The sequence below is a fragment of the Lelliottia jeotgali genome (assembly GCF_977070485.1).
The window spans coordinates 191,524-216,338 of the sequence record NZ_CDRVFO010000008.1 but is presented as its reverse complement, the minus strand read 5'-3'; the positions used below and the strand labels follow the sequence as shown (position 1 = coordinate 216,338).

Sequence of the window (24,815 nt, the reverse complement as noted above, 5' to 3'; positions counted from 1 at the left end):
GCGACCGCCTGGCGGTCGCCGGCTCTCAGACTTCCCGCTGGTATGCCTCTCTGGCCAGCTCAAGGTAAAGCGCACGCTCTTCGGCATTGAGGGCTGCCATCAATACGTCGGCACGTTCAAGGTAAAGCTGCTCGCCAGACTCGCCCGCCTCGCGCTCATACCCCTCCAGCTGCTCATGAAAAGGCGCAGCGAGCGCTTCAAAACGCTCTGGATAGCGATTGCGTGCATACCCTTGCCAAAACTCCCGCTGTGCCAGCGCATTGCTCAATACCTCGATATTCTCACCGGCAAGGACCTCCGCGCGGGCGCGCAGTATGCGTGTTCCTGTTACGCCGCTATGCTCGGGGTAATTCATATGCCGTGGCTGGGCCGGCAAGCCGAGCCTGTCAGCCAGGTTGACCCGATAGGCAAGGTAAACCTCAATGTCATCCACCACCGCGTAAGGATTCTGGCGCATTTCCTCAATATGCCGGGCGGCGATACTGTCTACCTGATCCAGACGATAGAGTGAGCGCCCCAACCGTAACAAGGTTGCTTCGGCGCGCTCAGTGCTGGCGTCTGCGCTATGCAAGGCGATGTGCGTTCTGACTTCCAGTTGGCTGAGTATGAGCAGCAGCTGATCCTCACAGGTTCTGGGGCCTCGCACTTGCCAGAAAACTGCCTCACGCACGTCGGTGTTGTCTGCGCAAAGTTCGAGGACCCGCCATACCCTGGCACGGTAGTAGCGCGGGTGGTCTTGAAAATCGTCAGAACCGGCAAAATCCGCCAGAAATCTGAACAGGTCTGCCGATTGCGGTTCCTCGGACAACCTCGTCCAGAGTTCTCTGCGCTGCGCTAGCAAGTCACCGGAAACGCTGCCCATCCATTGATTTTGCAGGTTGGTATCTGCGATGGCGTGGTGGTAAGAGCTGCGCCGATTCGCTGGGTAGTCATCACTGCTGCTGCGCGAAAGCAGTGACTCGCTTGCCTCGTCCAGCGGGTTGTCGTGTAACGACAGGCGCTGCAATCGACCATTCAGGCTGCGCAAATCACCGGTGACCTGGCGGATCTGGTTTTCACGAATATCCACAAGGCCCCTCCACGGCATCACGGCAGCTTCAGGCAAGGCTTGTAGCCCAGTGGCGCGTAACGATACTTCGCGCAAGTGGCGTAACCCGGAAAGGTCGGGGACCAGGCCCAGCGGGTTATAGGTCAGATCAAGCTGCTGCAGCATGGAAAGGCTTGCCAGCCGGAGGTTGCCCTGAGCATCGAAGGCAATCCGATTTCCTGCCAGATGCAGCCTGCGCAGACCGGTCAGGCGCTCCAGGCCCTCCGGTATGGTGATCAACTGATTGTCGCGTAGGTCGAGTTCACGAAGGCCGGTGAACCTGAGCAGGAAATCTTCATCAACTCGGTCAAGGCTCATGTTGCGCAACGTCAACCGCTGCACATGGGCGAACTCGAGGCCTGCTGGTAAATTCGGCAGGCTGCCTACCAACTCACCCTCGATATGCAGGCTGAAATCGTCACCTGCCAGGCCTGCCGTCTTGCGGCGCCAGGCGCGACGGATCTGGCTGGCCACGCGCTGTCGCCTGCGCCCATCCATGAAGCTCACGCGCTCACGCTGCCAGGCATCCAGCGCTTCGCGCAAGCTATCCAGCTGCTGCCGCAGCCTGCTGAGGTGGTCCCAGAGTCCGATGCGGCGCTCCATCAGGTCGCCCAGGTAAGCGTCAAGTTGCGCGTCCGTCAGGGTTGGGAAAATTTCATGTATCCCGCGGCGAATAGCCTGACGGCTACTTTCTCCACCTCCACTGAGTGCATAGCCGACACGGCCGTCGGCGAGGCGCTGCGGCGGGCGAAAGCGTTCTCCGATCGGCCGCAATCCCAGCAACTGCGCTGTCTTTTGCCGGTCAGCGCTAGCCACTTGAGCAACCCTGTTGCCTAGAGTGCGGGCATCTATCAGGCCATCCCCGAGCGCCACTTTCTGGCCCTCCTCAAGTGTCTGGATCAGGCAGGACAATAATCCTTGTCCAATTGTTGGTTGCGTAGCATCACTCAACTGGTAGCCCTGCTCGGTCTGAACAAGGCACCGGATCCGTGTCGCAGTGTTGCTCCCTACCGATGCAACCAACCGCCCCTTCGCTTCGCCCAGCCGCAGTTCAATGCGAACTGAAGCCGGCCAGGGCGCGAGCTCGTTGACCCACTTCAGAACCAGCCGCTGAGTAGCATCATTGATCGCGCCTTCGTGCTCGAACCCCAACAACGCACGATCCAGGCGACTCTCGCGCAAGATCCAACGAGCTCGCTCAGCCATTTCCAACGGTATACGGCTGCTGGTCAGCAGCGCCTTGATCTGCTCACCACTGGCCTGTTCCAGGACGCTTTCAGCGCCGCGAACGGAAAGGCCGGGGAATGCCCTGATCAGCAACGCGCCAGCAGCAGAGGGCTGGTCTTGCCGAGCTGCCAGCTCACGCTCCAAGGCGGCCCCCTGCAGGTGCGGCTCCAGAGCATGGAGTTCGTGGCGCTCATGGGCATCGAGCAGGCGAGCGGGGGGAGCATCCCCCTGCAGATGCAGGTTGCGCAAGTGATCCTGCTCAAGCCCGGTGACGCGCAGTACAGTTTCGGCAGCTTGGTCTGATGTTTGCGCCCAGCGCCCACCAAAGCGGCGCAAAAGTGCCCCTCCACCGTCGATGTGGTGAGCCGAAGCGGGCCAGTCCGCCAGCCGGTACCGGCCCTCGCCCTCGTACAAGGGGGTGAGCGCATCGACAAAGGGGACGCGCTCAAGCACCCGGCCCACGCCTATCTGTGCGGCGCCGACCACCGTACCGACCGCCAGGTTCTCTGCCACACCGAACAGGTGATCCAATGCCCCCTGGCGGTCGCCAATGCGCCAATCGGCATAGCCTTTATACACTTCACTGACAACGTCCACCGCTGCCACTGCGAACATCACCTCGCCCAGTACCGGAACGAAAAGCGCAGCCAGGTTGAGCAGATCGAAGCCAGCGCTCTTGAGCACTTCCAGCCGCTGATGCCGCTCGATCGCAGTCTCGTCAGCGGTGGGCACTGCCAGGACTCTTGCGTCATCGAGCATCTTGTCGACCTGCTGGCCCCGCAGATAGGCGAACAAGGACGTATCGATCGAGAAATTGCGCCCATCCAGATCAACCGGCACCTTCGCAGTGCTCGCCCGGATCAGGCGCTCGAGGGTTGCCGTAAAGGTCGGTTTATCACGCTCACTGATGAATCGACGGAAAAAAGAACGGTAATGAGGCGCACGCAGCTGTTTGGCCAACGACTGATAGAAGGCAGCCCAGGTAGCGTACCTGGCGATCTGCCGATAGGGATCTTGCGGTATCCAGCTGATGATCCCCGACAGCGGCCCTCCGGCACTGTCGCGCATTTCGAAGACAATGGGCCCATGGATGCGTTTGCCCAACAGGTACAGTTGGCGAGGCGTGGCAATACCTGAGACCGCCGGCACGATGGGTTTGCTTGCGCACACAGGCAACAAACGCAGGTAGTCGGCATCGTCCAGCTCGGACTTGATCCTTGCCATACGCACCGCAACTTCCATCTTCGCGCGCAGATTTTCTTCGAGCAAGCGCTCCACCCCTGCGCGGGCAAAACCCTCTGGCGCGGGGGGTCTGCTTTTCGGAAACAGCCGCGCGCGCAACACTTGCTGATAGCGCCCTCCTATATCCAGCGTTCTGCAACAGCTGGCAAATGCTTCAAATGCCAGCGGCAGCTTACTGCCGTCAGCATTCTGCAGATGAGCACGGCGATGAATGGAGGGGAGCGTCTCGTCCTCGTGAAAGTTGTGCAGTGCCGCCGTCAGCAAGGGCTGCACGCTATGTAGCGTCCTCCACGGTGTATGCAGACGTGGCGCGGCACTAGGCAAAGGCACATCGTCCTCAATGTAGACTTGCATGTTGCGCACGTCTGCGTCGGCCAGGCCACTTTCTCGCAGCGCGCTCTCGAGCAGCGGCGTGGCAAAGGCCTCAAGGCTTGGCGTCTGCGCCAACATGTTTCTGACGCCTTCAGCAGCGGCCTGCTGATGACGCAACGCTCTGTGCAGGGTCAGAAGCAGGTCGACATCGGCAGACCTCAACCAGCCTGACAGCTGGCCAGCGATGAAGGCATCGACGGAATCGGAAGGAATCGAAATGGCGGACACGGTATGAGCTCCTGGTGATTAGCCAGCGAGCTCATCATTTGCTCCGCGCCCTCAGGTATTACTTAAATCTGGCGACAGGAGACTGCGGGAGCAATCGTTCGGATTGCCGAACACCATCCACCAACTCATTCGGCGTTCCGACCGATGGATAATGCGGAAAAACCTTCACAGAGGGTTCATGCCCAGGCTTTGCGCGGGGTTATGATCATTCGCAGAGCTTGGCACGACTCATGCTCTACACTTGGTAGCCGAATGCACTCGCTTCTTGCTGTATTCGTTGAACGAAAGAGTCCGCCAACGGCTCCATAAAAAAAACAAACACGTCGAGGAAAATTTGATGCGTATCGTTCGTCAATTGCTGGGCGCCGCCATCGCGGCCGCTGTGATCGCTTCGCCGGCCATGGCCGAAGAACTCACAGGCACCCTGAAGAAGATCAAGGAATCGGGCACCATCACCCTGGGCCACCGCGACTCCTCCATCCCGTTTTCCTACCTGGCCGGCAAACCCGAGCCCGTGGGCTACTCGCATGACATCCAGCTGGCTGTCGTCGAAGCCCTGAAGAAGCAACTGGGTACTGACATCAAAGTCCGTTACAACCTGGTCACTTCGCAAACCCGTATCCCGCTGGTGCAGAACGGCACCGTAGACCTGGAGTGCGGCTCCACCACCAACAACGTCGAGCGCCAGCAGCAGGTCGCCTTCTCGGTGGGTATCTTCGAAGTCGGCACGCGCCTGCTGACCAAGGTCAAGGATGGTCAACCCTCCTACAAAGACTTTACGGACCTGGGTGGCAAGAACGTGGTAACCACCGCCGGCACTACCTCCGAGCGTATCCTCAAGGCAATGAACGCCGACAAGCAGATGAAGATGAACGTGATTTCCGCCAAGGACCACGGTGAAGCCTTCAACATGCTCGAAAGCGGCCGTGCCGTGGCCTTCATGATGGACGACGCCCTGCTGGCCGGTGAGATGGCCAAAGCGCGCAAGCCTGCGGACTGGGTCATCACTGGCACACCACAATCTTACGAGATCTATGGCTGCATGATGCGCAAGGGTGACGATACCTTCAAGAAAGCCGTCGACGATGCCATCGTGGGCTATTTCAAGTCGGGCGACGTCAACAAGAGCTACGACAAGTGGTTCCAGCAGCCGATTCCGCCAAAAGGCCTGAACCTTCAGTTCCCGATGAGCGATGAACTGAAAAAGCTGATCGCCGAGCCGACCGACAAGGCCGCAGACGAGAAGAAATCCTGATCCTCAGTTAGTGGCTTGGTGCGCAAGCGCACAAATCAACGCTGCAAGCCGCTCATTAGTGTCTAACCTTTGGTCCGAGGGCGCCAAGCGCCCCCGGATGCTCGAAGGTGCCCGTGAAACAACCGTCTGAGGGGAAATCCCGATGAATTACAACTGGGACTGGGGCGTGTTCTTCAAGTCCACCGGCGTGGGCAGCGAAACCTATCTGGACTGGTACATCACCGGCCTGGGCTGGACCATTGCCATCGCCATTGCCGCCTGGATCATCGCGCTGCTGCTGGGCTCGCTCCTTGGTGTCATGCGTACCGTGCCGAACCGCCTGGTATCGGGTATCGCCACCGCCTACGTGGAGCTGTTCCGCAACGTGCCTCTGCTGGTGCAACTGTTCATCTGGTACTTCCTGGTACCAGACCTGCTGCCTGAAGGCCTGCAGGAATGGTTCAAGCAGGACCTCAACCCGACCACCTCGGCATTGATCAGCGTGGTCATCTGCCTGGGCCTGTTCACCGCTGCGCGCGTCTGCGAACAGGTGCGCACCGGCATCCAGGCATTGCCGCGCGGCCAGGAAGCTGCAGCACGCGCCATGGGCTTCAGCCTGCCACAGATCTATAACAACGTACTCTTGCCACAAGCGTACCGGATCATCATTCCGCCGCTCACCTCCGAGTTCCTCAACGTGTTCAAGAACTCTTCGGTAGCCTCGCTGATCGGCCTGATGGAGCTGCTGGCACAGACCAAACAGACCGCAGAGTTTTCCGCCAACCTGTTCGAGGCGTTCACCCTGGCCACGCTGATCTACTTCACCCTGAATATGGGCTTGATGCTGCTAATGCGCCTGGTCGAGAAAAAAGTCGCCGTGCCTGGCCTGATTTCCGTGGGGGGCAAGTAAATGGAAATGGATTTCAGCGAAATCATCCCGGCCCTGCCCGCCCTCTGGGAAGGTATGGTCATGACCCTCAAGCTGATGGTCATGGGCGTGATCGGCGGTATCGTGCTGGGCACCCTCCTGGCATTGATGCGCTTGTCGTCGAACAAGCTGCTTTCGAACATCGCCGGTGCCTACGTCAACTACTTCCGCTCGATCCCGCTGCTGCTGGTGATCACATGGTTCTATCTGGCGGTGCCGTTCGTGCTGCGCTGGATCACCGGCGAGGACACCCCGGTGGGTGCCTTCACATCCTGCGTGGTCGCCTTCATGATGTTCGAGGCCGCGTACTTCTGCGAAATCGTCCGCGCCGGCGTACAGTCGATCTCCAAAGGTCAGATGGGCGCGGCACAGGCACTGGGCATGAACTACGCCCAGACCATGCGCCTGATCATTCTGCCCCAGGCCTTCCGCAAGATGACCCCGCTGCTGCTGCAGCAGAGCATCATCCTGTTCCAGGACACCTCGCTGGTCTACACCGTGGGCCTGGTGGACTTCCTCAACTCGGCACGCTCCAACGGCGATATCATCGGGCGCTCCCATGAGTTCCTGATCTTCGCCGGGGTCGTCTACTTCCTCATCAGCTTCTCCGCTTCGTGGCTGGTCAAGCGCCTGCAAAAAAGGATCACCGTATGATTTCCATCAAGAACGTCAACAAGTGGTACGGCGACTTCCAGGTACTGACCGACTGCAGCACCGAGGTCAAGAAAGGTGAAGTGGTAGTGGTATGCGGCCCCTCGGGCTCGGGTAAATCAACGCTGATCAAGTGCGTAAATGCCTTGGAACCGTTCCAGAAAGGTGACGTCGTGGTCGATGGCACCTCGATTGCCGACCCCAAGACCAACCTGCCCAAGTTGCGTTCGCGGGTCGGTATGGTGTTCCAGCACTTCGAGCTGTTCCCGCACCTGACCATCACCGAGAACCTGACCATCGCCCAGCGCAAGGTACTGGGCCGCAGCGAAGCAGAGGCCACCAAGAAGGGCCTGGCCTTGCTCGAGCGGGTTGGTCTGAGCGCCCATGCCAAGAAGCACCCCGGCCAGCTCTCAGGTGGCCAGCAGCAACGTGTGGCGATCGCTCGCGCCCTGGCCATGGACCCGATCGTCATGCTGTTCGACGAACCGACCTCGGCGCTGGACCCGGAAATGGTCAGCGAGGTGCTGGATGTAATGGTGCAATTGGCCAACGAAGGCATGACCATGATGTGCGTGACCCACGAGATGGGCTTTGCCCGCAAGGTCGCCAACCGGGTCATCTTCATGGACAAGGGCAGCATCATCGAAGACTGCACCAAGGAAGAGTTCTTCGGTGACCAAGGTGCCCGCGACCAACGCACCCAGCACTTCCTCAGCAAGATCCTGCAACACTAAGCCGGCCACAGTATCCGCTGCCCCAGGCCCCACCGGGCAGCGGATGCTGGTCGTGACAAGGCCACTGTGATGAAATGCGACCCCTCGCTACTTCTCCCTGCCAAGCCTGCCGTGAAATCCCGCCTGATCCGCCAATTGCTGCTGCCGCCCCTGATCATCCTGCTGATGGTCGGGCTGGGCCTGGCTGGCTACCTGATCAGCGAAAGCAACGGCATACGCGCCCTGAGTGAAAACGGTGAGCGGCAGCTGGAGTTGCACGCGCGTACGGTCGAGAGCGAAATCAGCAAGTACACCTACCTGCCAAGCCTGCTGGAGCTGGAAGACAGCGTCTCGCACCTGCTCACCGACCCAGACGGCGGCTCACGCCAGGCCGTCAACGAATACCTCGAAGGCCTCAACCGCCGCAGCCGCAGCCGGGCTATCTTCGTCCTCGATACCAATGGCAGGGTACAGGCCACCAGCAACTGGCGCGATGCCGACTCGTTCCTCGGTGAAGACCTGTCCTTCCGCGCCTATTTCCAGACCGCAGTGCGCGGCGAGCCGGGCCGTTTCTACGGCATTGGCAGCACCACCGGCGAGGCCGGCTATTACCTGGCCCATGGCCTGGAAGAGCACGGCAAGATCATCGGCGTGGCGGTGATCAAGGTGCGCCTGGACACCTTGGAAGAGCGCTGGCAACGCGCCCGCCTGGAAGCGTTCGTCAGCGACGAAAACGGCATCATCATCCTCTCCAGCGACCCGGCGCGGCGCCTGAAGTCGGTGCGCCCCATGACACCGCAGATCAAGGAGCGCCTGGCGCGCAGCCTGCAATATTACTGGTGGCCGCTGAACGAGCTGCAACCGCTGGCCCGTGAGACGCTGGCCGATGGCGTAGAGAAGCTGACCTTCCCGGCCAACAGTGAAACCGCCCACGGCAAACCTCATGAGGTGGCCTACCTTGCGCAAACCCGGCGCCTGGTGGATACCCCCTGGCATTTCACCCTGCTCACTCCCCTGCAGGACCTGCGTCGCGAGTCGATGGTGCAAGGCATTCTGGTAGGCGTCGCGTTCGCCCTGCTGGCGATCCTGGGTATCGCCTGGAATGAGCGACGCAAGGTGATCGCGACCCGACTGGCTGCACGCGAAGCGCTCGAAGAAGCCAACAGTCAGTTGGAGCGGCGCATTGCCGAGCGCACCGCCGACCTGCGTGCCAGCAACGAAAGGCTCAAGGGGCAGATCCGCGAACGCCGTCACGCCGAACAGACCCTGCGCCACGCCCAGGACGAACTGGTTCAGGCCGGCAAATTGGCAGCCATCGGGCAGATGTCCACCAGCATCGCCCACGAGCTCAACCAGCCGCTAGCGGCGCTGCGGACACTGTCCGGCAACACCGTGCGCTTTCTCGAACGAGGCGCGCTGGACACCGCCAGTACCAACCTGCGCACCATGAACGAACTGATCGACCGCATGGGCCGCATCACCGCCAGCCTGCGTTCGTTCGCCCGGCGTGGCGACGACCACGGCCAGGCATCGCTGGCCAAGGCAGTAGAGGCCACCTTGCAGGTGCTGGCCACTCGCATCAGTGGCTGCCACCTGAAGCTGCACAGCCAGTTTGAAGACCTGCAACTGGCCATTGACCAGACCCGCCTGGAGCAGATTCTGGTCAACCTGATCGGTAACGCCCTGGACGCCATGGCTAGCCAGCCAGCACCTGAGCTGTGGCTGGAAGGCGAATTGCAGGGCGACAAGTATCGCCTGCGGGTACGCGACAATGGTCACGGCATTGATGACGAGGCGCGCAAGCACCTGTTCGAACCCTTCTTCACCACCAAACCGGGCGAACACGGCCTGGGCCTGGGCCTGACCCTGTCGGCGAGCCTTGCCGCCGCCGCCAAGGGCAGCCTCAACGTCGAGCACCCTGCCAGCGGCGGAACGGCCTTTGTTCTAGCCCTGCCGCTGGTGTCCCCCTCTAATGAATCGGCAGAGCTCCCATGAACCAAGCGCCTCTAACCGTCCTGATCGTCGAAGACGACCCGCATGTGCTGCTCGGCTGCCAGCAGGCGCTGGCCCTGGAAGACATCGCCTGCGAGGGTGTCGGTAGCGCCGAACAGGCGCTGGAACGGATCGGTGATGACTTCGCCGGTATCGTCGTCAGTGACATCCGCCTGCCGGGCATCGACGGCCTGGAACTGCTCAACCGCCTCAAGGCGCGCGACCGCAGCCTGCCGGTGGTACTGATTACCGGCCATGGCGATATCGACATGGCCGTCGGCGCCATGCGCAATGGTGCCTACGACTTCATGGAGAAACCCTTTTCGCCGGAACGCCTGGTCGACGTGGTGCGCCGCGCACTCGAACAGCGCGGGCTATCGCGCGAAGTGCTGGCCCTGCGCCGCCAGCTGGCCGAACAGAGCAGCCTGGAGGGCCGCATCATCGGCCGCTCGCCTGCCATGGAGCAACTGCGTGAGCTGATTGCCAACGTTGCCGACACCTCGGCAAACGTGCTGATCGAAGGCGAGACCGGCACCGGCAAAGAGCTGGTCGCCCGTTGCCTGCACGATTTCAGCCGGCGCCAGGGCCAGCCTTTTGTGGCGCTCAATTGTGGCGGCCTGCCGGAAAACCTGTTCGAAAGCGAGATCTTCGGCCACGAGGCCAATGCTTTCACCGGCGCGGGCAAGCGTCGTATCGGCAAGATCGAGCACGCCAACGGCGGTACCCTGTTCCTCGATGAAGTCGAGAGCATGCCGATCAACCTGCAGATCAAACTGCTGCGGGTATTACAGGAGCGCACCCTGGAACGCCTGGGCTCAAACCAGAGCATTGCAGTGGACTGCCGCGTGATCGCTGCGACCAAGGCCGACCTCGATTCGCTTGGCAAAAGCGGGCAGTTTCGCAGCGACTTGTACTACCGCCTTAACGTGGTGACCCTGGAGTTACCACCGTTGCGCGAACGCCGTGAAGACGTCCTGCAGCTGTTCGAACACTTCCTGCAGCAATCGGCACTACGCTTCGACCGTGAAGTGCCGACACTCGACAGCCAGACACTGTCGCGCCTGATGGCCCATGACTGGCCCGGCAATGTGCGTGAACTGCGCAACGTTGCAGAGCGCTATGCCCTGGGCCTGCCAGCGTTCAAGAAAGGCCCGAGCGGTGGCGCCAGCCAAGGGCTGGGCTTTGCCGAAGCGGTGGAGGCGTTCGAGCGCAACCTGCTCAGCGACGCCCTGCAACGCACGGGCGGCAACCTGAGCCAGGCCAGCCAGGAGCTGGGCATGGCCAAGACCACGCTGTTCGACAAAGTGAAAAAATACGGGCTGGGCTGAAAGGCTGTGAGAGGGGGCCTACGCCACTTTCATAACCCTGCGATATGTGTCACGTCCTCGCGATGTGATTGCAGGTAAGGCAGCACGGCCCCCAGCAACGGTGCCTTGAATGGCTCCTGGAAACGATGCGCCAGCCCCGGAATCAACCGCAGCTGACTACCGCGGATATGCGCCGCCAAGTGCACCCCATGCATCACCGGCAACAAAGGGTCAGCCGTACCATGCACCACCAATGTCGGTACGCGCAGCTGGTTGAGCAGTGCTACCCGGCTTGGCTCGGCCAGGATCGCCATGATCTGACGCTTGGCACCTTCAGGGTTGAACGCTCGGTCATAGGCCTGCGCAGCCTGCTGCAACAAAGCGGCCCGATCATCACGCACCTGGGGGCTGCCCAACGCCGCCAGCAGGTCGGCCTGTTGCTCGATGGCCACTTCCCGATTGGGCGCACTGCGCCGGGCCAGCAGTTGCACCAGCGCTGGGGCTGGCGCCGGCAGTCCGGCAGCGCCAGAGCTGGACATGACCAGTGTCAGGCTGCGCACCCGCTCCGGCGCCATTGCAGCCATGTGCTGGGCGATCATCCCACCCATGCTGACACCCAGAACATGGAATTGACCAATCCCCAATGTGTCCATCAGGCGCAGCCCGTCACCCGCCATGTCGGTCAGCGTATAGGGCGCGGCAACCGGCAGGCCGAACTTGTAGCGCAACAGCTCGACCGTGAGATTGGCCGAGGGGGGCTGTTGGTTCCAGCGCGACAGGCCAACGTCACGGTTGTCATAGCGAATGACACGAAAGCCTTGTCGACACAACGCCTCGACCACATCATCCGGCCAGTGGATCAGTTGCCCACCCAGGCCCATGACCAGCAGCAAAGCCGGGTCCCGTGGCGCGCCGACACTTTGGTAAACCAGGCTCAGATCGCCTGCTTCGGCCCGTTGAACCGGCACATGAGCATCACAACGCTGATCGGCGAAGCTCGCCGGCACGCTGACAAGGAACAAGAAAAAAAGCAAAAAAGCCCGCATGAAAGAAACACCAGAATGCAGATCCCCAGTAGAGCGCGAGTCTGATGAAATTCGTTCGGGCGCGCTGCCACAGTTCCGTGACAGTTTGATGAAGCCTGCCCAGTGGTCCGGCGCAAGGTCCAGTCGACAGCGGGACCAACATGAGAGAAACTCAACTCATTCGCTATTCACTCAAATTATGTTCTCGGAGTCAGCCGTGCTGGAGATCCGCCACCTGAAAACCCTTCATGCCCTGCGCGAGGCTGATAGCCTGGTGGAGGCCGCCGAACGTCTGCACCTGACCCAGTCGGCGCTGTCGCATCAGTTCAAGGAACTTGAAGAACGCCTGGGCCTGCCGCTGTTCGCACGCAAGACCAAACCTATCCGCTTCACCAGCGCCGGCCTGCGCTTGCTGCAACTGGCAGATGCCACCCTACCGCTGCTGCGCGGCGCAGAGCGTGACATCGCCCGCCTGGCCGGTGGTACTGCCGGGCGCCTGCACATGGCCATCGAATGCCATAGCTGCTTCCAATGGCTGATGCCCACCATCGACCAGTTCCGTGATGCCTGGCCGGAAGTGGAGCTGGACCTGGCTTCGGGCTTCGCATTCGCGCCGCTGCCCGCCCTCGCCCGTGGCGACCTGGACCTGGTAGTGACCTCCGACCCACTGGACCTTGCCGGCATCACTTACGTGCCGCTGTTCACCTACGAAGCCATGCTCGCCGTGGCCAACCAGCACCCACTGGCCAGCAAGCCTTACATCGTGCCCCAGGACCTGCTCGACCAGACGCTGATCACCTACCCAGTGGAGCGCGACCGGCTGGACATCTTCACCCGCTTCCTGGAGCCGGCCGACATCGAGCCGGCGGCCGTACGCACCTCGGAGCTGACCGTGATGATGATGCAACTGGTGGCCAGCGGCCGCGGTGTGTGTGGCATGCCGCACTGGGCGCTGCACGAGTACAGTTCGCGCGGTTATGTGAAGGGCAAGCGCCTGGGCGAGAAAGGCCTGTTCGCCACGCTCTATGCGGGAGTGCGCACCGACATGCTCGATGCCCCCTACATGCGCGACTTCCTGCTCACCGCCAAGGACACCTCGTTCGCCACACTCGATGGGGTCAGCGCGGTACGCTGAGGGCCTTGCGGTAGAGCGGCAGTATCAGGTCACGGGTCAGCGGCGCCAACTCAGGCATCGGTGCCTGGTCAGCGGCCAGCCAGATCACTTCCTCGATTTCCGCCGCCGGGACCACGGCCTCGGCGCTGTCGACGCGGAACAGCTCGGCCTGCACCTCAAAGCCGGGTTCGTTGGCGGCCGGTGCGCTGAAACGGCCCATCGGGATGGCCCGAGCAGGGTCAATGCGCAACCCTAATTCCTCATGCAGTTCGCGCACCAGTGCGTCAAGCGGCGTTTCACCCGCATCGATCTTGCCCCCAGGCTGCATGAACGCCTGGGTACCACGTTTGCGTACCAGCAGGGTTCGACCCAGTGGGTCGATCAACAGGGCAGCGGCAATGCGGATAACGTTGGGCATGGTCAGGCTCACTCAGAAAAGCCCGTGAGGATCCCATGGAGCCCTGTCGCCGGCAAGCCGGCTTCACAGACGAACGGTCCCTTGCCAATCTGCCAGCGACCCTCCATAACCTTCTCATGAACCTGCCTGCCCATCAACACCCGGTGCTGGAGCTGTTCCACCCCGCCATCGGCACCTGGTTCCGTCGCCATTTCGCCACGGTCACCAACGCCCAGGCCCGCGCCTGGCCGTTGATTCACGCACGCCAATCGATGCTGCTGGCCGCGCCCACCGGCTCGGGCAAAACCTTGAGCGCCTTTCTCGCGGTGCTCGACGAACTGTTCCGTCAAGGCCTTGAGCACGACGGCGAACTGCCCGCGCAAACCCAGATAGTCTACGTTTCACCGCTCAAGGCTCTGTCCAATGATATCCGCCTGAACCTGCAGGCACCGCTCGAAGGCATCAGCCAGGCGCTGTTAGACCAGGGGCTGACGCCACCTCGTATCACTACTGCCGTGCGCACCGGCGATACGCCGCAAAAAGAACGCGCGGCCATGCGCAAGTTGGCCCCGCACATCCTCGTTACCACGCCTGAGTCGCTTTATGTGCTGATGGGGTCTGCCTCGGGCCGTGCTGGCCTGAGCGGCGTGCACACGGTGATCGTCGATGAGATTCACGCCTTGGCCGGCAACAAGCGCGGCGCCCACTTGGCACTGACGCTGGAGCGCCTCCAAGCGCTCACCGGGCAAGGCCTGCGGCGCATCGGCCTGTCCGCGACCCAGCGCCCGGTGGAGCGCGTGGCCGCGTTCCTGGCCGGTCACCAACGCCCTTGCGCAATCGTCGATATCGGCCACACCCGCCAGCGCGACCTTGCCCTTGAAGTGCCCCCCGTGCCCTTGGGCGCGGTCATGGCTACGGATGTGTGGAACCTGGTCTACGATCGCCTGGCAATTCTGGCCCGCGAACACCGCACCACGTTGGTGTTCGTCAACACTCGGCGCCTGGCCGAGCGCCTCACCCGCCACCTCAGCGACCGCCTTGGCAAAGAGGCCGTGGCCGCACACCACGGCAGCCTGGCCAAGGAGCTGCGCCTGGATGCGGAGCAGCGCCTGAAAAACGGCCAGTTGCAGGTGCTGGTAGCCACGGCTTCACTGGAGCTGGGCATCGATGTCGGTGATGTCGACCTGGTTTGCCAGATCGCCTCCCCAGGCTCCATCGCCGCCTTCTTGCAGCGGGTCGGCCGCTCCGGGCACCAGGTCGAAGGCATCCCCAAAGGGCGCCTGTTCGCCACCTCGCGGGATGATCTGATCGAGTGCACGGCACTGCTCGACTGTGTTCACCAGGGCGAGCTCGACCAGTTGCACATACCCCATGCGCCACTGGACGTACTGGCCCAGCAGATCGTCGCTGAAACCAGCAACCAGCCGTGGCAGGAACAGGCATTGTTCGACTGCCTGCGCCAGGCAACGCCCTACACCGAACTGGACACCAGGCATTACCAAGCCCTGCTAAGCATGCTCGCCGAGGGCTACAACGGGCGCCAAGGCGTCCGCAGCGCCTACCTGCACCGCGACGCGGTGAGCGGTACCTTGCGCGGGCGCCGCGGTAGCCAACTGACCGCGCTCACCAGCGGCGGGACCATCCCCGAGACCGCCGACTATGCTGTGCTGCTGGAGCCGCAGGCGCTGAACATCGGAAGCGTCAACGAAGACTTTGCCGTGGAGAGCATTGCTGGCGACATCTTTCAGTTGGGCAACGCGTCCTATCGCATCATGCGGGTGGAACCCGGCCGGGTAAGGGTCGAAGACGCCCACGGCCTGCCGCCGACCATTCCGTTCTGGCTCGGAGAAGCGCCGGGACGCAGTGATGAATTGTCCGCTGCCGTTGCCCGCCTGCAGGCACGTATCGATGAGCAACTGGGGCTTGGTAACGGCGCTTTGGCCCCAGTGCTGTCATGGCTGCAGAATACCTATGCGCTGGACGAGGCCTGCGCCAGCCAACTGCTCGATTACCTGGGGCGTACCCGTGAAGTGCTGGGCGCCCTGCCCTCGCAAGACACGCTGGTGATGGAGCGCTTCTTCGACGAGTCCGGCGGCACCCAGTTGATCATCCATTCTCCCTACGGCAGCCGCATCAACCGCGCCTGGGGCCTGGCGCTGCGCAAACGCTTCTGCCGCACGTTCAATTTCGAATTGCAGGCGGCAGCCAGCGAGGACGCCATCGTGTTGTCACTGTCGACCAGCCACAGCTTCGAGCTGGACGAAGTCTGGCGCTACCTGTCCAGCCGCAACGCCGAGCACATTCTCATCCAGGCCCTGCTCGATGCGCCCTTGTTCGGGGTGCGCTGGCGTTGGAATGCCGCAGTGGCAATGGCCTTGCCGCGCTACGTCGGGGGACGCAAGGTCGCGCCGCAGATCCAGCGCATGAAAAGCGAAGACCTGATTGCCGCCGTGTTCCCCGACCAGATCGCCTGCCTGGAAAACATCGCCGGTGAACGGCAGATCCCGGATCACCCGCTGATCGAGCAGACCCTCGACGACTGCCTGCACGAAGCCATGGACAGCGAGGGCTGGCTGGCGCTGTTGAGGCGCATGGAAAGTGGCCAGGTGCGCTTGCTGAGCCGCGACCTGCCGGCCCCCTCGCCGCTGGCCTCTGCCATCCTCAACGCCAGGCCTTACGCGTTCCTTGACGATGCCCCGCTGGAGGAGCGCCGAACCCAGGCGGTACTCAACCGACGCTGGAACGAGGTGCACAGTGGCGATGACCTGGGCGCGCTGGACGCCGATGCCATCAGCGCTGTCCAGGCAGAGGCCTGGCCGCAACCCGGCAACGCCGACGAGATGCACGAAGCCTTGATGACCCTGGGCGCGATCAGCCAGCACGAAGCCCAGGCGAACCCAACCTGGGGCTTGCTGCTCAGGCAACTGGCCAAGGCAGGCCGAGCGGCGCGCTTGCCCGACGAACACCTGTGGCTGGCCCGCGAGCGCCTGAGCCTGCTAAAAGCGCTGTATCCGGATGCACGCCTGGAGCCCGACCTCCACGTGCTCCCCGGCTTCGAACAGACCCTGGACCCGGACAGCGCTCTGAGCGAGCTGCTGCGCGCCCGCCTGAGCGGCCACGGCCCGCTGACCCTGGCGCAGATCGCCGCTCCACTGGGCAAGCCGCAGCCTGCCATCGAACAGGCACTGGCCCGCCTGGAAGCAGAGGGCTACGTGCTGCGTGGCCAGTTCAGCCCAGGTGAGGTCCAACGCCAATGGTGCGAACGCCACCTGTTGGCGCGCATCCATCGCTACACAGTCAAGCGCCTGCGCCGGGAGATCGAGCCGGTAAGCCTGCAGGACTTCATGCGCTTTATGTTTGACTGGCAGCACCTGGCGGCCGACGAAAAACTGCGTGGGCCGCAAGCCGTAGCTGAAGTGCTTGAGCAGTTGCAGGGGTTCCCTGCCGCGGCCGGCGCCTGGGAGGCAGAACTGCTGCCGGCACGGATCAAGGACTACAGCACTCACTGGCTCGACGAGGCGTGCCGCAGCGGGCAGTTCGCCTGGAGCCGCCTGGCGGGCAAGGTGTCGAGCAGTACGCTGGCGAGCACGCCACTGGTGCTGTTGCCACGTCAACACCTGGGCCTGTGGCGCAGCCTTGTGCCTGCGCCGGCTCTGGACGAGCTGAGCCCGCGTGCGCAACGTGTGCATGAAGTACTGCAGGCGCATGGCGCACTGTTCTTCGACGAACTGACCCAGCAAGCCCACTTGTTGCCCAGCGAGCTGGAAACGGCGTTACAGGAATTGGTCGGTTCCGGCCTTGCAAGTGCCGACAGCTTTACAGGGCTGCGTAGCCTGATCACCCCGGCGGCGAAACGCTCATCGCGCAACAGCCGGCGCGGCCATGCGCCGATTTCCACCAGCATGGCGCATGCCGGGCGCTGGGCGCTGTTACGCAGGGGCAATGCCGAAGTGGACGACGTGCAACGGCTGGAACACGTCGCCCGCACCCTGCTAAGACGCTACGGTGTGATCTGCTGGCGGCTGCTGGAGCGCGAAAGTGATGTGCTGCCACCTTGGCGTGAGCTGCTGCGCTGCTGCCACCGGCTTGAGGCACGCGGCGAGATTCGCGGCGGGCGCTTCATCGCCGGCTTGGCTGGGGAGCAGTTCGCCCTGCCGGAAGCGGTCGGGCTGCTGCGCCAGGTGCGCCGGCGCGAGATGGAGGGCGCGCTGGTGGTGGTCAGCGCCAGTGACCCGCTGAACCTGATCGGGTCGCTGCTGCCCGGAGCGAAGGTGCCGGCGGCCGGTGGCAATCGTCTGTTGTACCACGATGGCGTGCCGGTGGCAGTGCGAATTGCCAACCGGTACACCTACCTGGTGCAAGCGACGAATGAAGAGCAGCAACGGTGGCGGCAGAAACTGCTGCGCGAATGATTTTCGATACCCCGATTTTCATGTTCAGCGCCGCGCAACCGGGCTATGGTCGGGGTTTGCCCCAGGCCCTGAGCCTGACCGCGCCATCGTAAGGACCCCGTATGAGCCTGTCACTTCTCAGTCGCTATGCCGTGTTTGCCGCCTGTGTTCTGTTCACCGTGGCGAGCCTGCCGTTCCTGAACCATGAATGGCTGTGGCCGTTCACACTGATTACGGCCGTGCTCAGCCTGATCGGCTTGTTCGACCTGCTGCAGCGACGCCACGCGGTACGCCGCAACTACCCGATACTGGGCAACATCCGCTACCTGGTCGAGGGTATTCGCCCGGAGATCCGCCAGTACCTGCTGGAAGCCGACAGCGATGCCCTGCCCTTCTCACGCGCCCAGCGCTCGCTGGTGTACGCGCGGGCCAAAAACGAAGCGTCGGACAAGCCCTTCGGTACGCTGATCGACGTTTACGAGTCTGGCTTCGAGTTCATCGGCCACTCCATGCGCCCGGCCCCGCTGGCCGATCCATCAAGCTTCCGGATCATCATTGGCGGACCGCAGTGCAGCCAGCCCTATTCGGCATCGATCTTCAACATTTCCGCCATGAGCTTTGGCTCGCTGAGTGCCAATGCCATCCGCGCGCTCAACCAAGGGGCCAAGCTGGGCAACTTCCACCATGACACCGGCGAAGGCAGCATCAGCCCCTACCACCGCGAACACGGCGGCGACCTGGTGTGGGAACTGGGCAGCGGCTACTTCGGCTGCCGCACTGCGGACGGGCGCTTCGACCCCGAGCGCTTTGCCGCCCAGGCACGCAGCCCGCAGGTGCGGATGATCGAGATCAAGATGAGCCAAAACTTATATTGTCAAGCTGTTGATCACATCTTTATTGCCTAATATTGACTGATCAACGTAGGAAAACCGTGACCTCTAGGCCCACTAAAGCGGCCTGCTGCTACAGAATCCGGGTCAACAGATGCTCTGCTACCAACCGAATTGTGTTGACCTTCAAGCTTCTTGGCAAAGCATCCCTTTTAGGCTCTGACTTCTTGTGTGGAGAGTACGAGTTAACGATAACGAATCCTCATTCAGGTTCATCTGCTCACCCATTTCGGTGAACTGTTCATGCTTACCTGCTAGCAACGCATAGTCGATGATTTCGCTCGCGGCTACGAACGCTACACAGATCCAAAGGGGCGCCATAGTCCTCGCGAATATGCCGAAATGATGGCCGCTGACAGGGCCGTAAGACTCGTGAGATACGAGGTCTATCGCTTAAGTACTTATGAGCCCGGCCATCCCAACGCTGCGGAGGTGTTCATCATCTTCTACCGCTCCTTGAGCATTACACTGTTCAGCCAGCTTGATGAAAACAGTCCTCAACGCAGCGTAGATATTCTATGCAACACACTTTAACTGGATATATAACCAGTTAAATTAGGTTGTCAATTTACGCTCAAATGTAGACCTTAAACTGGCCATTTGATAGCGTCGTAGCACCGAGTGAGAAGTACCACCTACACGATACCCGAGGCACGGCTAAGTTTTCCTCGGAAATGGACTAACCGACACGCGTGGCAAGGCAGGCGAGCTTTGATTATTACACCAGCAGGCCCCTTCAATGGAACGACTTGGGAGGCGACGCTTCAGCTCGTTCTGAAATCGAAATTTGGCGCCGACGGCTACCAACATGTGCCTGCCACACCAGGTGACTTTGGCATCGAAGGCTTCACCAAGCACACCGGACTCGCCTTCCAATGCTACTGCCCTGATGCGTTGTATGAGCGCACCGTACTGAACAGGAAGCAGCAGGACAAAATCACCCGCGACCTCAAGAAGCTCAAGGACAACCAGGCTAGCCTCCAAGGAATTTTGGGCCCAACTAAAATCAAGGACTGGTATTTCATCACCCCGGAAATCGCCCACAATGCGCTGCTAACCCATGCGCAGAGGAAGCAGGATGAAGTCAGGGCGTGGGCCCTTCCGCACCTTGATGAAAATTTTACGGTACTGGTTCAAGATATAGACTTCTACATCCAAGAAATAAACCAGCACCGAATCTCGGCTGGAGTTCCAATCTCTATTGGTCAAGACAAACAGACAATCCCGAAAGTCAACGAGGACTTGACCTCTTATGACGAGAATCTGGAGCGAAAGACTCAACTACGTATGTCTGAAAAAGGCGAGCGAGCTATTGCCGCGCTTTTCAAAATGACCAAAAACTCCTTCCTTGATCACGATAGTTTCTTTCAAGGGCTCTATGACAAATCGCCTCAGACCTACTTCCAAGTTGCGAAGACCTTAAATGGTTTCGAGGAAAATGTTGAAGAATGGAGCTTGACCACTTCAGCGCATCCCGATGTACTGGTCGAGATGATCAAGGATCGTCTAGCCGCTCGACTGTTGGGCGATGACCAGCTGAACATTGATGGAAAACTCACGGACGACATAGTGCGCAGAACAGTCGCCCGTTGGCTCGCTGTCTGCCAACTGGACTTCTATAGCTGATGGCAACGATCAAGTTCACACCAAGACCCATGCCGGTTCTGACTGAGCTCAGGCCTATGTACAAGATTTGCCAGGCGCTGCTGATCCTCCACCTCTGTGGCCATGGTAACAAGTGCAGTTTGGTCAAACTTCACCTGATGCACTGGGCCATGAAGTCCCCTAGGCGGATGGAAACGATGACCTTGGCCGCAAAGCTTGGCCAGATTAGCCTTCCCGTCTGGGGGTTCGATCCTGCGCTCTCTATCGCCTTGCAACTTGCATTTAGAGATGGGCTGATCGAAGCTACCACCACCGGTTTCAAGTTGCTTCCCAAAGGCCTACAACTGGTAACGGACATCATGAGTGATGGCACCGTTATGGCTGACGAGAAAACCACGCTTTCCAAGATTGGCCGCAAGATCACTGAAAGCATGGTCAAAACCATATCCAAGGAATGGGAATAGCCTTGTTCATCAAACGTATCAAAATCGCAATCGAAACGACCGGAGGCCCGTTCGGCTTCATGGCTGAGTTTTCACGCAACCTCAATATTATCCGTGGTCGAAACTCCGCAGGTAAAAGCACCATTGTCCACAGCATCCTCTATGCCCTTGGCATGGAGGAGTTGATTGGTGCTCAGAATGCCGAGGCGCTGACGTATGTGCTGAAAGACCACGTTGAGTTTGATGACACGAAGCACTATGTAATTCGCTCCATGGTCATCATGGAAATAGAGTCGAACGGCAAGACGATCACCATCACTAGAAAGATCAAAGAAGATGGGGTAAACCCGAAGCTGGTCGAAATCCAAGAGTGTGCGGCCCTCCCTAAAGGGGAAACAGCTCCGATTCTCTACCGGTTCCTACATGACGGCGGAAGCGCTCAGCTGCGAGAGGGGTTTTATACCTATCTGGAGCATTTCTTGGGGCTGAGATTGCCCATGGTGCCCCACACGAACGGTAAGCAGGTCAAGCTGTACCTTCAATACATCTTTGCGGCGATGGCCATTGAGCAAAAGCGAGGTTGGACGGATTACATTGCCAACCTACCCTACTTCGGCGTTAAAGAAGCCCGGATCAAGATTGTCGACTTTTTGATTGGCACCAATGTGTTTGAGATGGATGCTATTCGTGCCCGTCTCGACCATGAGTCGCAAGAGTTGAATACGTCTTGGCAAGATACCTACAGGGCAATCACTAACGACGCACTGAAAAGCTCGATGAAGGTGCAGAAGCTCCCAAGAAGTCCGGTAGTGGAATTCCAACCGGCGAGCGTGACCTACATGAAGTCCACCCTCCAGGGCCTGATTGATCTGGACACGCACAAGAGTAATCAGATTCAAGCCCTGAAGAGGTTGACTGATGAAGAACTCAAATGGAAAGACTCTGCGCCAGAGGATACGCTAAAGCTCATTGAGCAAGAGACCGCCAAGCTTCAAGAGCTGACAGTTGCATTCGAAGCATGCATGGGTGAGCTCACGTTGCACCGTGCAGCGAGAAACGCCAACGCCCTTCACCAACGCCAAGCCGAGGAAGAGCTGTCGAAAAATCAGGCAGCCCAGAAACTGATTCGATACGGTGCATCACTGGAGTTAGATGTTGCCAGTGACGTCTGTCCGGCATGCCAGCAGAATATTGGCCACTCCCTTACCGACCTCCATGAAAGCACTCCGCACATGGATATCGCGACCAACATCGATTATCTGAAGTCCCAGATAAAAATGCTGGAGCGTGATACTGCTGGGATCGAGCAGTCCGTCAAAGAGACGATAGTTGTCAGAGAGGAGCTTTCCAAGCGGATTGCTCAGTCCAAGGACAAACTACGCGCGCTGAAAGCTGATCTCACGACCAATGCCGTAGTATCGAAGGCCAATCTGCGCCAGCAGCTGCAGATTGAGCTGAGCATTGAAGAGGCCTCCCTGTTTCTTCAACGTAATGAGGAGCAGCTGGAAACGCTGGTCGAGCTTTCGGCACGTTTCAAGCAGAACCAGAAAAGTAGGTCTGAACTGCCAAAAGAGCACTACTCAGATGCTGACCTAGCCAAGTACGACTTGTTTGGAAAGATTTTCCGCTCCAACGTCGCGTCGTTCGACTACCATAGCGCCCCTGTTTCAGACATCAAGTTCAACGTAGACAATCTGCTGCCAGAACTCGACAAAATCGAACTTCGAGAGATTTACCGGAAAGATTTCAGCGAGCGCAAGGCTGCCGCTGCCTCCAGTGCCTCCAAGACCAGTTCTAACATCGCACGCGAGTCGAGTGCCAGTGACTTCGTAAGGCTGATCTGGAGCTATATCCTCTCTCTGTACGAGACGTCGGCGCATTTTACGGTTAACGGAAATCATCCTGGCTTTATCCTGCTCGACGAGCCAGGTCAACACTCGATGGCCACCAAAAGTCAGCTCGCCTTGCTTCAAAAACTCTCCGCTTCAAAGAACCTGCAGAGCATCGTTGCCGCTTCGTTCGATGACAGTGACGCAGCCTACAACGAGGCCACTCACAACGTTCAGTTCAAGCTCATTCACCTTGGTGACAAAGCTATCGTACCGAATGGGGATACGGTGCTAACAGGGGATTGAGTGGCAGGATTTCTTGGGTGCATTGGGATGCGGCCTACGCTGTCGATTCAGTTGACATGTCGAAACACGTCACTCCAACGCCACAGAAAAGCCCCCAATGGGGGCTTTAGCAAACAACCGACAGAGCGTCTTCTAGGCGAGCCAGCCTTCAACTTCATCAGCTCCGTACTGCGCCTTCCACTCCTTTAGCAGCTTGTGGTTGCCGCCTTTGGTTTCAATCACTTCGCCATTGTACGGGTTCTTGTACTGCTTCACTTGGCGAGCGCGGCGCGGAGCCTTCTCGACATCAGCAGGAGCTGCGGTACGGCGGTTGGCCTGAGGATCCAAGATGTTGATGATGTCACGCAGGCTGTAACCATATTTGTTCAGCAGATCACGCAATTTGGTCTCAAATTCAATTTCCGCCTGCAGCTCGGAGGAGCCTTTCATAGCTTCGAGTTCGGCCAGTTGTGCGGCCAATGTTTGCTCGAGCTTACGGAATTCTGCGAGACGTGACATAGATGCTTCCTCAAATACCGGATGAAGTTAGTCGCTTACTCTAAACCATTTTCAGCTCGCCCTACTTAAATTTTGAATACGCATTTCCATTCTTGTTCAATTTCTATGCTATGGCGTTCAAGTACACGCGTCTGAATCAGCAATGCGAATAGCTGAGCCTGCCAGCGCCACGAGAGAGCGGCTTGACTCCTGGTGAGCATGAATACTTGTCTCCCTGACCCCAGCGCATGAACCTAGACCGAAAATTGCCGGTCAATCTGTAATAGGAGATAGCAACAGGTGGGAAACAGCGAATGGTTACATTTGATCTGCAAAGGATGCTCATTGGCGAGTTCCCGCTGACCTTTCTCTTGGAGGTCGCCCTTCGTGTTACAGCGGCGTTTCTAGCCGTGTTTTTCTTTTTGAAATTCAGTGGTCGACGTGGAATCAGGCAGCTGTCCCGATTCGAGCTCGTGGTGATCCTCACCTTGGGCTCAGCCGCAGGCGATGTGACCTTCTACGAAGATGTACCCCTCCTCCCGGTCGCATTGGTTTTCCTCACGCTTTTGCTGCTCTATCGCGGAACCGTCTGGATGATGAGGCGCAGCAGGACATGCGAGGCCTGGATCGATGGGTTACCCATCACGGTGGTAAAGGATGGAATGTACGAGATCCATTCGTTGCGAAACTTGAACATCTCGTCCAACGAGCTTTTCATGGAGCTGCGCCAACAAGGCGTGGAGCATCTTGGCCAGGTTCGACTCGGCCTATTGGAAACCGATGGCGATCTCAGTCTGTATTTCTATGGGCCAGACGACACCCGGCCAGGGCTGTCGGTGCTGCCAGTTGAACATCGTCCAGAATACCTAGCACCGCTGAACGCTGGCCTACACTGTTGCGTCAGCTGCGGCTTCCCGACCTTCCATGAGCCTCAAGACTCAGTCGTGTGTGAACGCTGCGGACATAACGTCTGGTCACCTGCACTGGATACCATACGCAACCGCTAGACCACATCCACTTAAGAGCGCGTTGGTTGGACGATCTGCATAGCATTTTGTGGAAAGTTCTGGAGGTCTACCCATCAGCTCCGTCGTCCCATGTTTTACATTGAGGACTCATGTTGGCGACCGACATTATGGCAGGTTGCTAATGGCCTTTCTCTGGTGGGTCGCCAAGAGTTCGGAGCTGGTAATCGGTGACAGCCTGGAATCGATGTTCAGCCATCAACCGCAGGCGCTCCAGCTCTGCTCCAATTACGCCTTCAGCCTGGGCTTGGTGGTACAGCTTGAGTGCTTCCACAGCCTCGGAATACAGAGGGTGGTCAGGCATGAGCAACTTGTCCAGATCTCTTTTCACG

17 protein-coding genes and 1 pseudogene are annotated in these 24,815 nt (G+C 59.8%); 13 read left to right on the top strand and 5 right to left on the bottom strand.

Annotated features, from left to right (window positions below; translation table 11 throughout):
• Window positions 1-25: 25 nt before the first annotated feature.
• Window positions 26-4,156, bottom strand: coding sequence for an NEL-type E3 ubiquitin ligase domain-containing protein (locus ACW4TB_RS14475; protein ID WP_279929653.1), 4,131 nt, complete (start codon window positions 4,154-4,156; stop codon window positions 26-28).
• Between the two features lie 337 nt (window positions 4,157-4,493).
• Between ACW4TB_RS14475 and ACW4TB_RS14470 the strand changes: the two genes are divergently transcribed.
• The 6 genes from ACW4TB_RS14470 (at window position 4,494) to aauR (ending at window position 11,002) form a co-directional block, all read left to right on the top strand.
• Window positions 4,494-5,411 (top strand): glutamate/aspartate ABC transporter substrate-binding protein, encoded by a 918-nt coding sequence (locus ACW4TB_RS14470; protein WP_254467220.1) that lies wholly within the window; start codon window positions 4,494-4,496, stop codon window positions 5,409-5,411.
• Window positions 5,412-5,553: 142 nt separating this feature from the next.
• On the top strand, window positions 5,554-6,300 hold the full coding sequence (locus ACW4TB_RS14465) for an amino acid ABC transporter permease (protein WP_012313018.1): 747 nt from the start codon (window positions 5,554-5,556) through the stop codon (window positions 6,298-6,300).
• Window positions 6,301-6,972, top strand: a complete 672-nt coding sequence (locus ACW4TB_RS14460; RefSeq protein ID WP_012313017.1) for an amino acid ABC transporter permease — start codon at window positions 6,301-6,303, stop codon at window positions 6,970-6,972.
• Entirely contained in the window at window positions 6,969-7,703 is a 735-nt protein-coding gene (locus tag ACW4TB_RS14455) for an amino acid ABC transporter ATP-binding protein (RefSeq protein ID WP_012313016.1), read from the top strand. The genes ACW4TB_RS14460 and ACW4TB_RS14455 overlap by 4 nt, the downstream gene beginning before the upstream one ends.
• Window positions 7,704-7,772: 69 nt before the next feature.
• Window positions 7,773-9,677: a two-component sensor histidine kinase AauS gene (aauS, locus tag ACW4TB_RS14450; RefSeq protein WP_279929649.1), complete on the top strand. Its 1,905-nt coding sequence runs from the start codon at window positions 7,773-7,775 to the stop codon at window positions 9,675-9,677.
• The gene (gene aauR, locus ACW4TB_RS14445) at window positions 9,674-11,002 is read left to right on the top strand and encodes a two-component response regulator AauR (RefSeq protein WP_012313014.1); all 1,329 of its coding nucleotides are present in this window, start codon (window positions 9,674-9,676) and stop codon (window positions 11,000-11,002) included. Before aauS ends, aauR begins: the two co-directional genes overlap by 4 nt.
• Window positions 11,003-11,031: 29 nt before the next feature.
• Here the strand turns inward: aauR and ACW4TB_RS14440 are convergent, their stop codons facing one another.
• Window positions 11,032-12,027 (bottom strand): alpha/beta fold hydrolase, encoded by a 996-nt coding sequence (locus tag ACW4TB_RS14440; RefSeq protein WP_279929646.1) that lies wholly within the window; start codon window positions 12,025-12,027, stop codon window positions 11,032-11,034.
• Between the two features lie 196 nt (window positions 12,028-12,223).
• Between ACW4TB_RS14440 and metR the strand changes: the two genes are divergently transcribed.
• Window positions 12,224-13,141 carry a transcriptional regulator MetR gene (metR, locus tag ACW4TB_RS14435; RefSeq protein ID WP_012313012.1) on the top strand — a complete coding sequence of 306 codons (918 nt, stop codon included), beginning with the start codon at window positions 12,224-12,226 and terminating at the stop codon, window positions 13,139-13,141.
• Here the strand turns inward: metR and ACW4TB_RS14430 are convergent.
• On the bottom strand, window positions 13,125-13,538 hold the full coding sequence (locus ACW4TB_RS14430; protein ID WP_254467218.1) for an NUDIX hydrolase: 414 nt from the start codon (window positions 13,536-13,538) through the stop codon (window positions 13,125-13,127). The two genes, metR and ACW4TB_RS14430, sit on opposite strands and share 17 nt — an antisense overlap.
• A 116-nt stretch (window positions 13,539-13,654) precedes the next feature.
• Between ACW4TB_RS14430 and ACW4TB_RS14425 the strand changes: the two genes are divergently transcribed.
• The 5 genes and pseudogenes from ACW4TB_RS14425 to ACW4TB_RS14405 all read left to right on the top strand — a co-directional run bounded on the left by ACW4TB_RS14425 (window position 13,655) and on the right by ACW4TB_RS14405 (window position 22,981).
• The gene (locus ACW4TB_RS14425) at window positions 13,655-17,929 is read left to right on the top strand and encodes a DEAD/DEAH box helicase (RefSeq protein ID WP_279929642.1); all 4,275 of its coding nucleotides are present in this window, start codon (window positions 13,655-13,657) and stop codon (window positions 17,927-17,929) included.
• Window positions 17,930-18,030: 101 nt separating this feature from the next.
• A pseudogene (locus ACW4TB_RS14420) lies at window positions 18,031-18,771 on the top strand (glutamate synthase-related protein); the annotation flags it as partial.
• A gap of 738 nt (window positions 18,772-19,509) precedes the next feature.
• A complete protein-coding gene (locus tag ACW4TB_RS14415; protein WP_023661794.1) occupies window positions 19,510-20,424 on the top strand; it encodes a hypothetical protein in 915 nt (304 codons plus the stop codon).
• A complete protein-coding gene (locus tag ACW4TB_RS14410; protein WP_023661793.1) occupies window positions 20,424-20,867 on the top strand; it encodes a hypothetical protein in 444 nt (147 codons plus the stop codon). Before ACW4TB_RS14415 ends, ACW4TB_RS14410 begins: the two co-directional genes overlap by 1 nt.
• Before the next feature lie 2 nt (window positions 20,868-20,869).
• Window positions 20,870-22,981 carry an AAA family ATPase gene (locus ACW4TB_RS14405; RefSeq protein WP_347882138.1) on the top strand — a complete coding sequence of 704 codons (2,112 nt, stop codon included), beginning with the start codon at window positions 20,870-20,872 and terminating at the stop codon, window positions 22,979-22,981.
• Window positions 22,982-23,113: 132 nt separating this feature from the next.
• Here ACW4TB_RS14405 and ACW4TB_RS14400 read toward each other — a convergent pair whose 3' ends face one another.
• Window positions 23,114-23,479, bottom strand: a complete 366-nt coding sequence (locus tag ACW4TB_RS14400; RefSeq protein ID WP_023661791.1) for a histone-like nucleoid-structuring protein, MvaT/MvaU family — start codon at window positions 23,477-23,479, stop codon at window positions 23,114-23,116.
• A 293-nt stretch (window positions 23,480-23,772) separates the two neighbouring features.
• On the opposite strand from ACW4TB_RS14400, the gene ACW4TB_RS14395 reads away from it, so the two are divergent.
• Window positions 23,773-24,465, top strand: a complete 693-nt coding sequence (locus ACW4TB_RS14395) for a DUF421 domain-containing protein (RefSeq protein ID WP_023661790.1) — start codon at window positions 23,773-23,775, stop codon at window positions 24,463-24,465.
• A gap of 139 nt (window positions 24,466-24,604) precedes the next feature.
• Here ACW4TB_RS14395 and ACW4TB_RS14390 read toward each other — a convergent pair whose 3' ends face one another.
• A complete protein-coding gene (locus tag ACW4TB_RS14390; protein WP_128637189.1) occupies window positions 24,605-24,814 on the bottom strand; it encodes a hypothetical protein in 210 nt (69 codons plus the stop codon).
• Between the last annotated feature and the right edge of the window lies 1 nt (window position 24,815).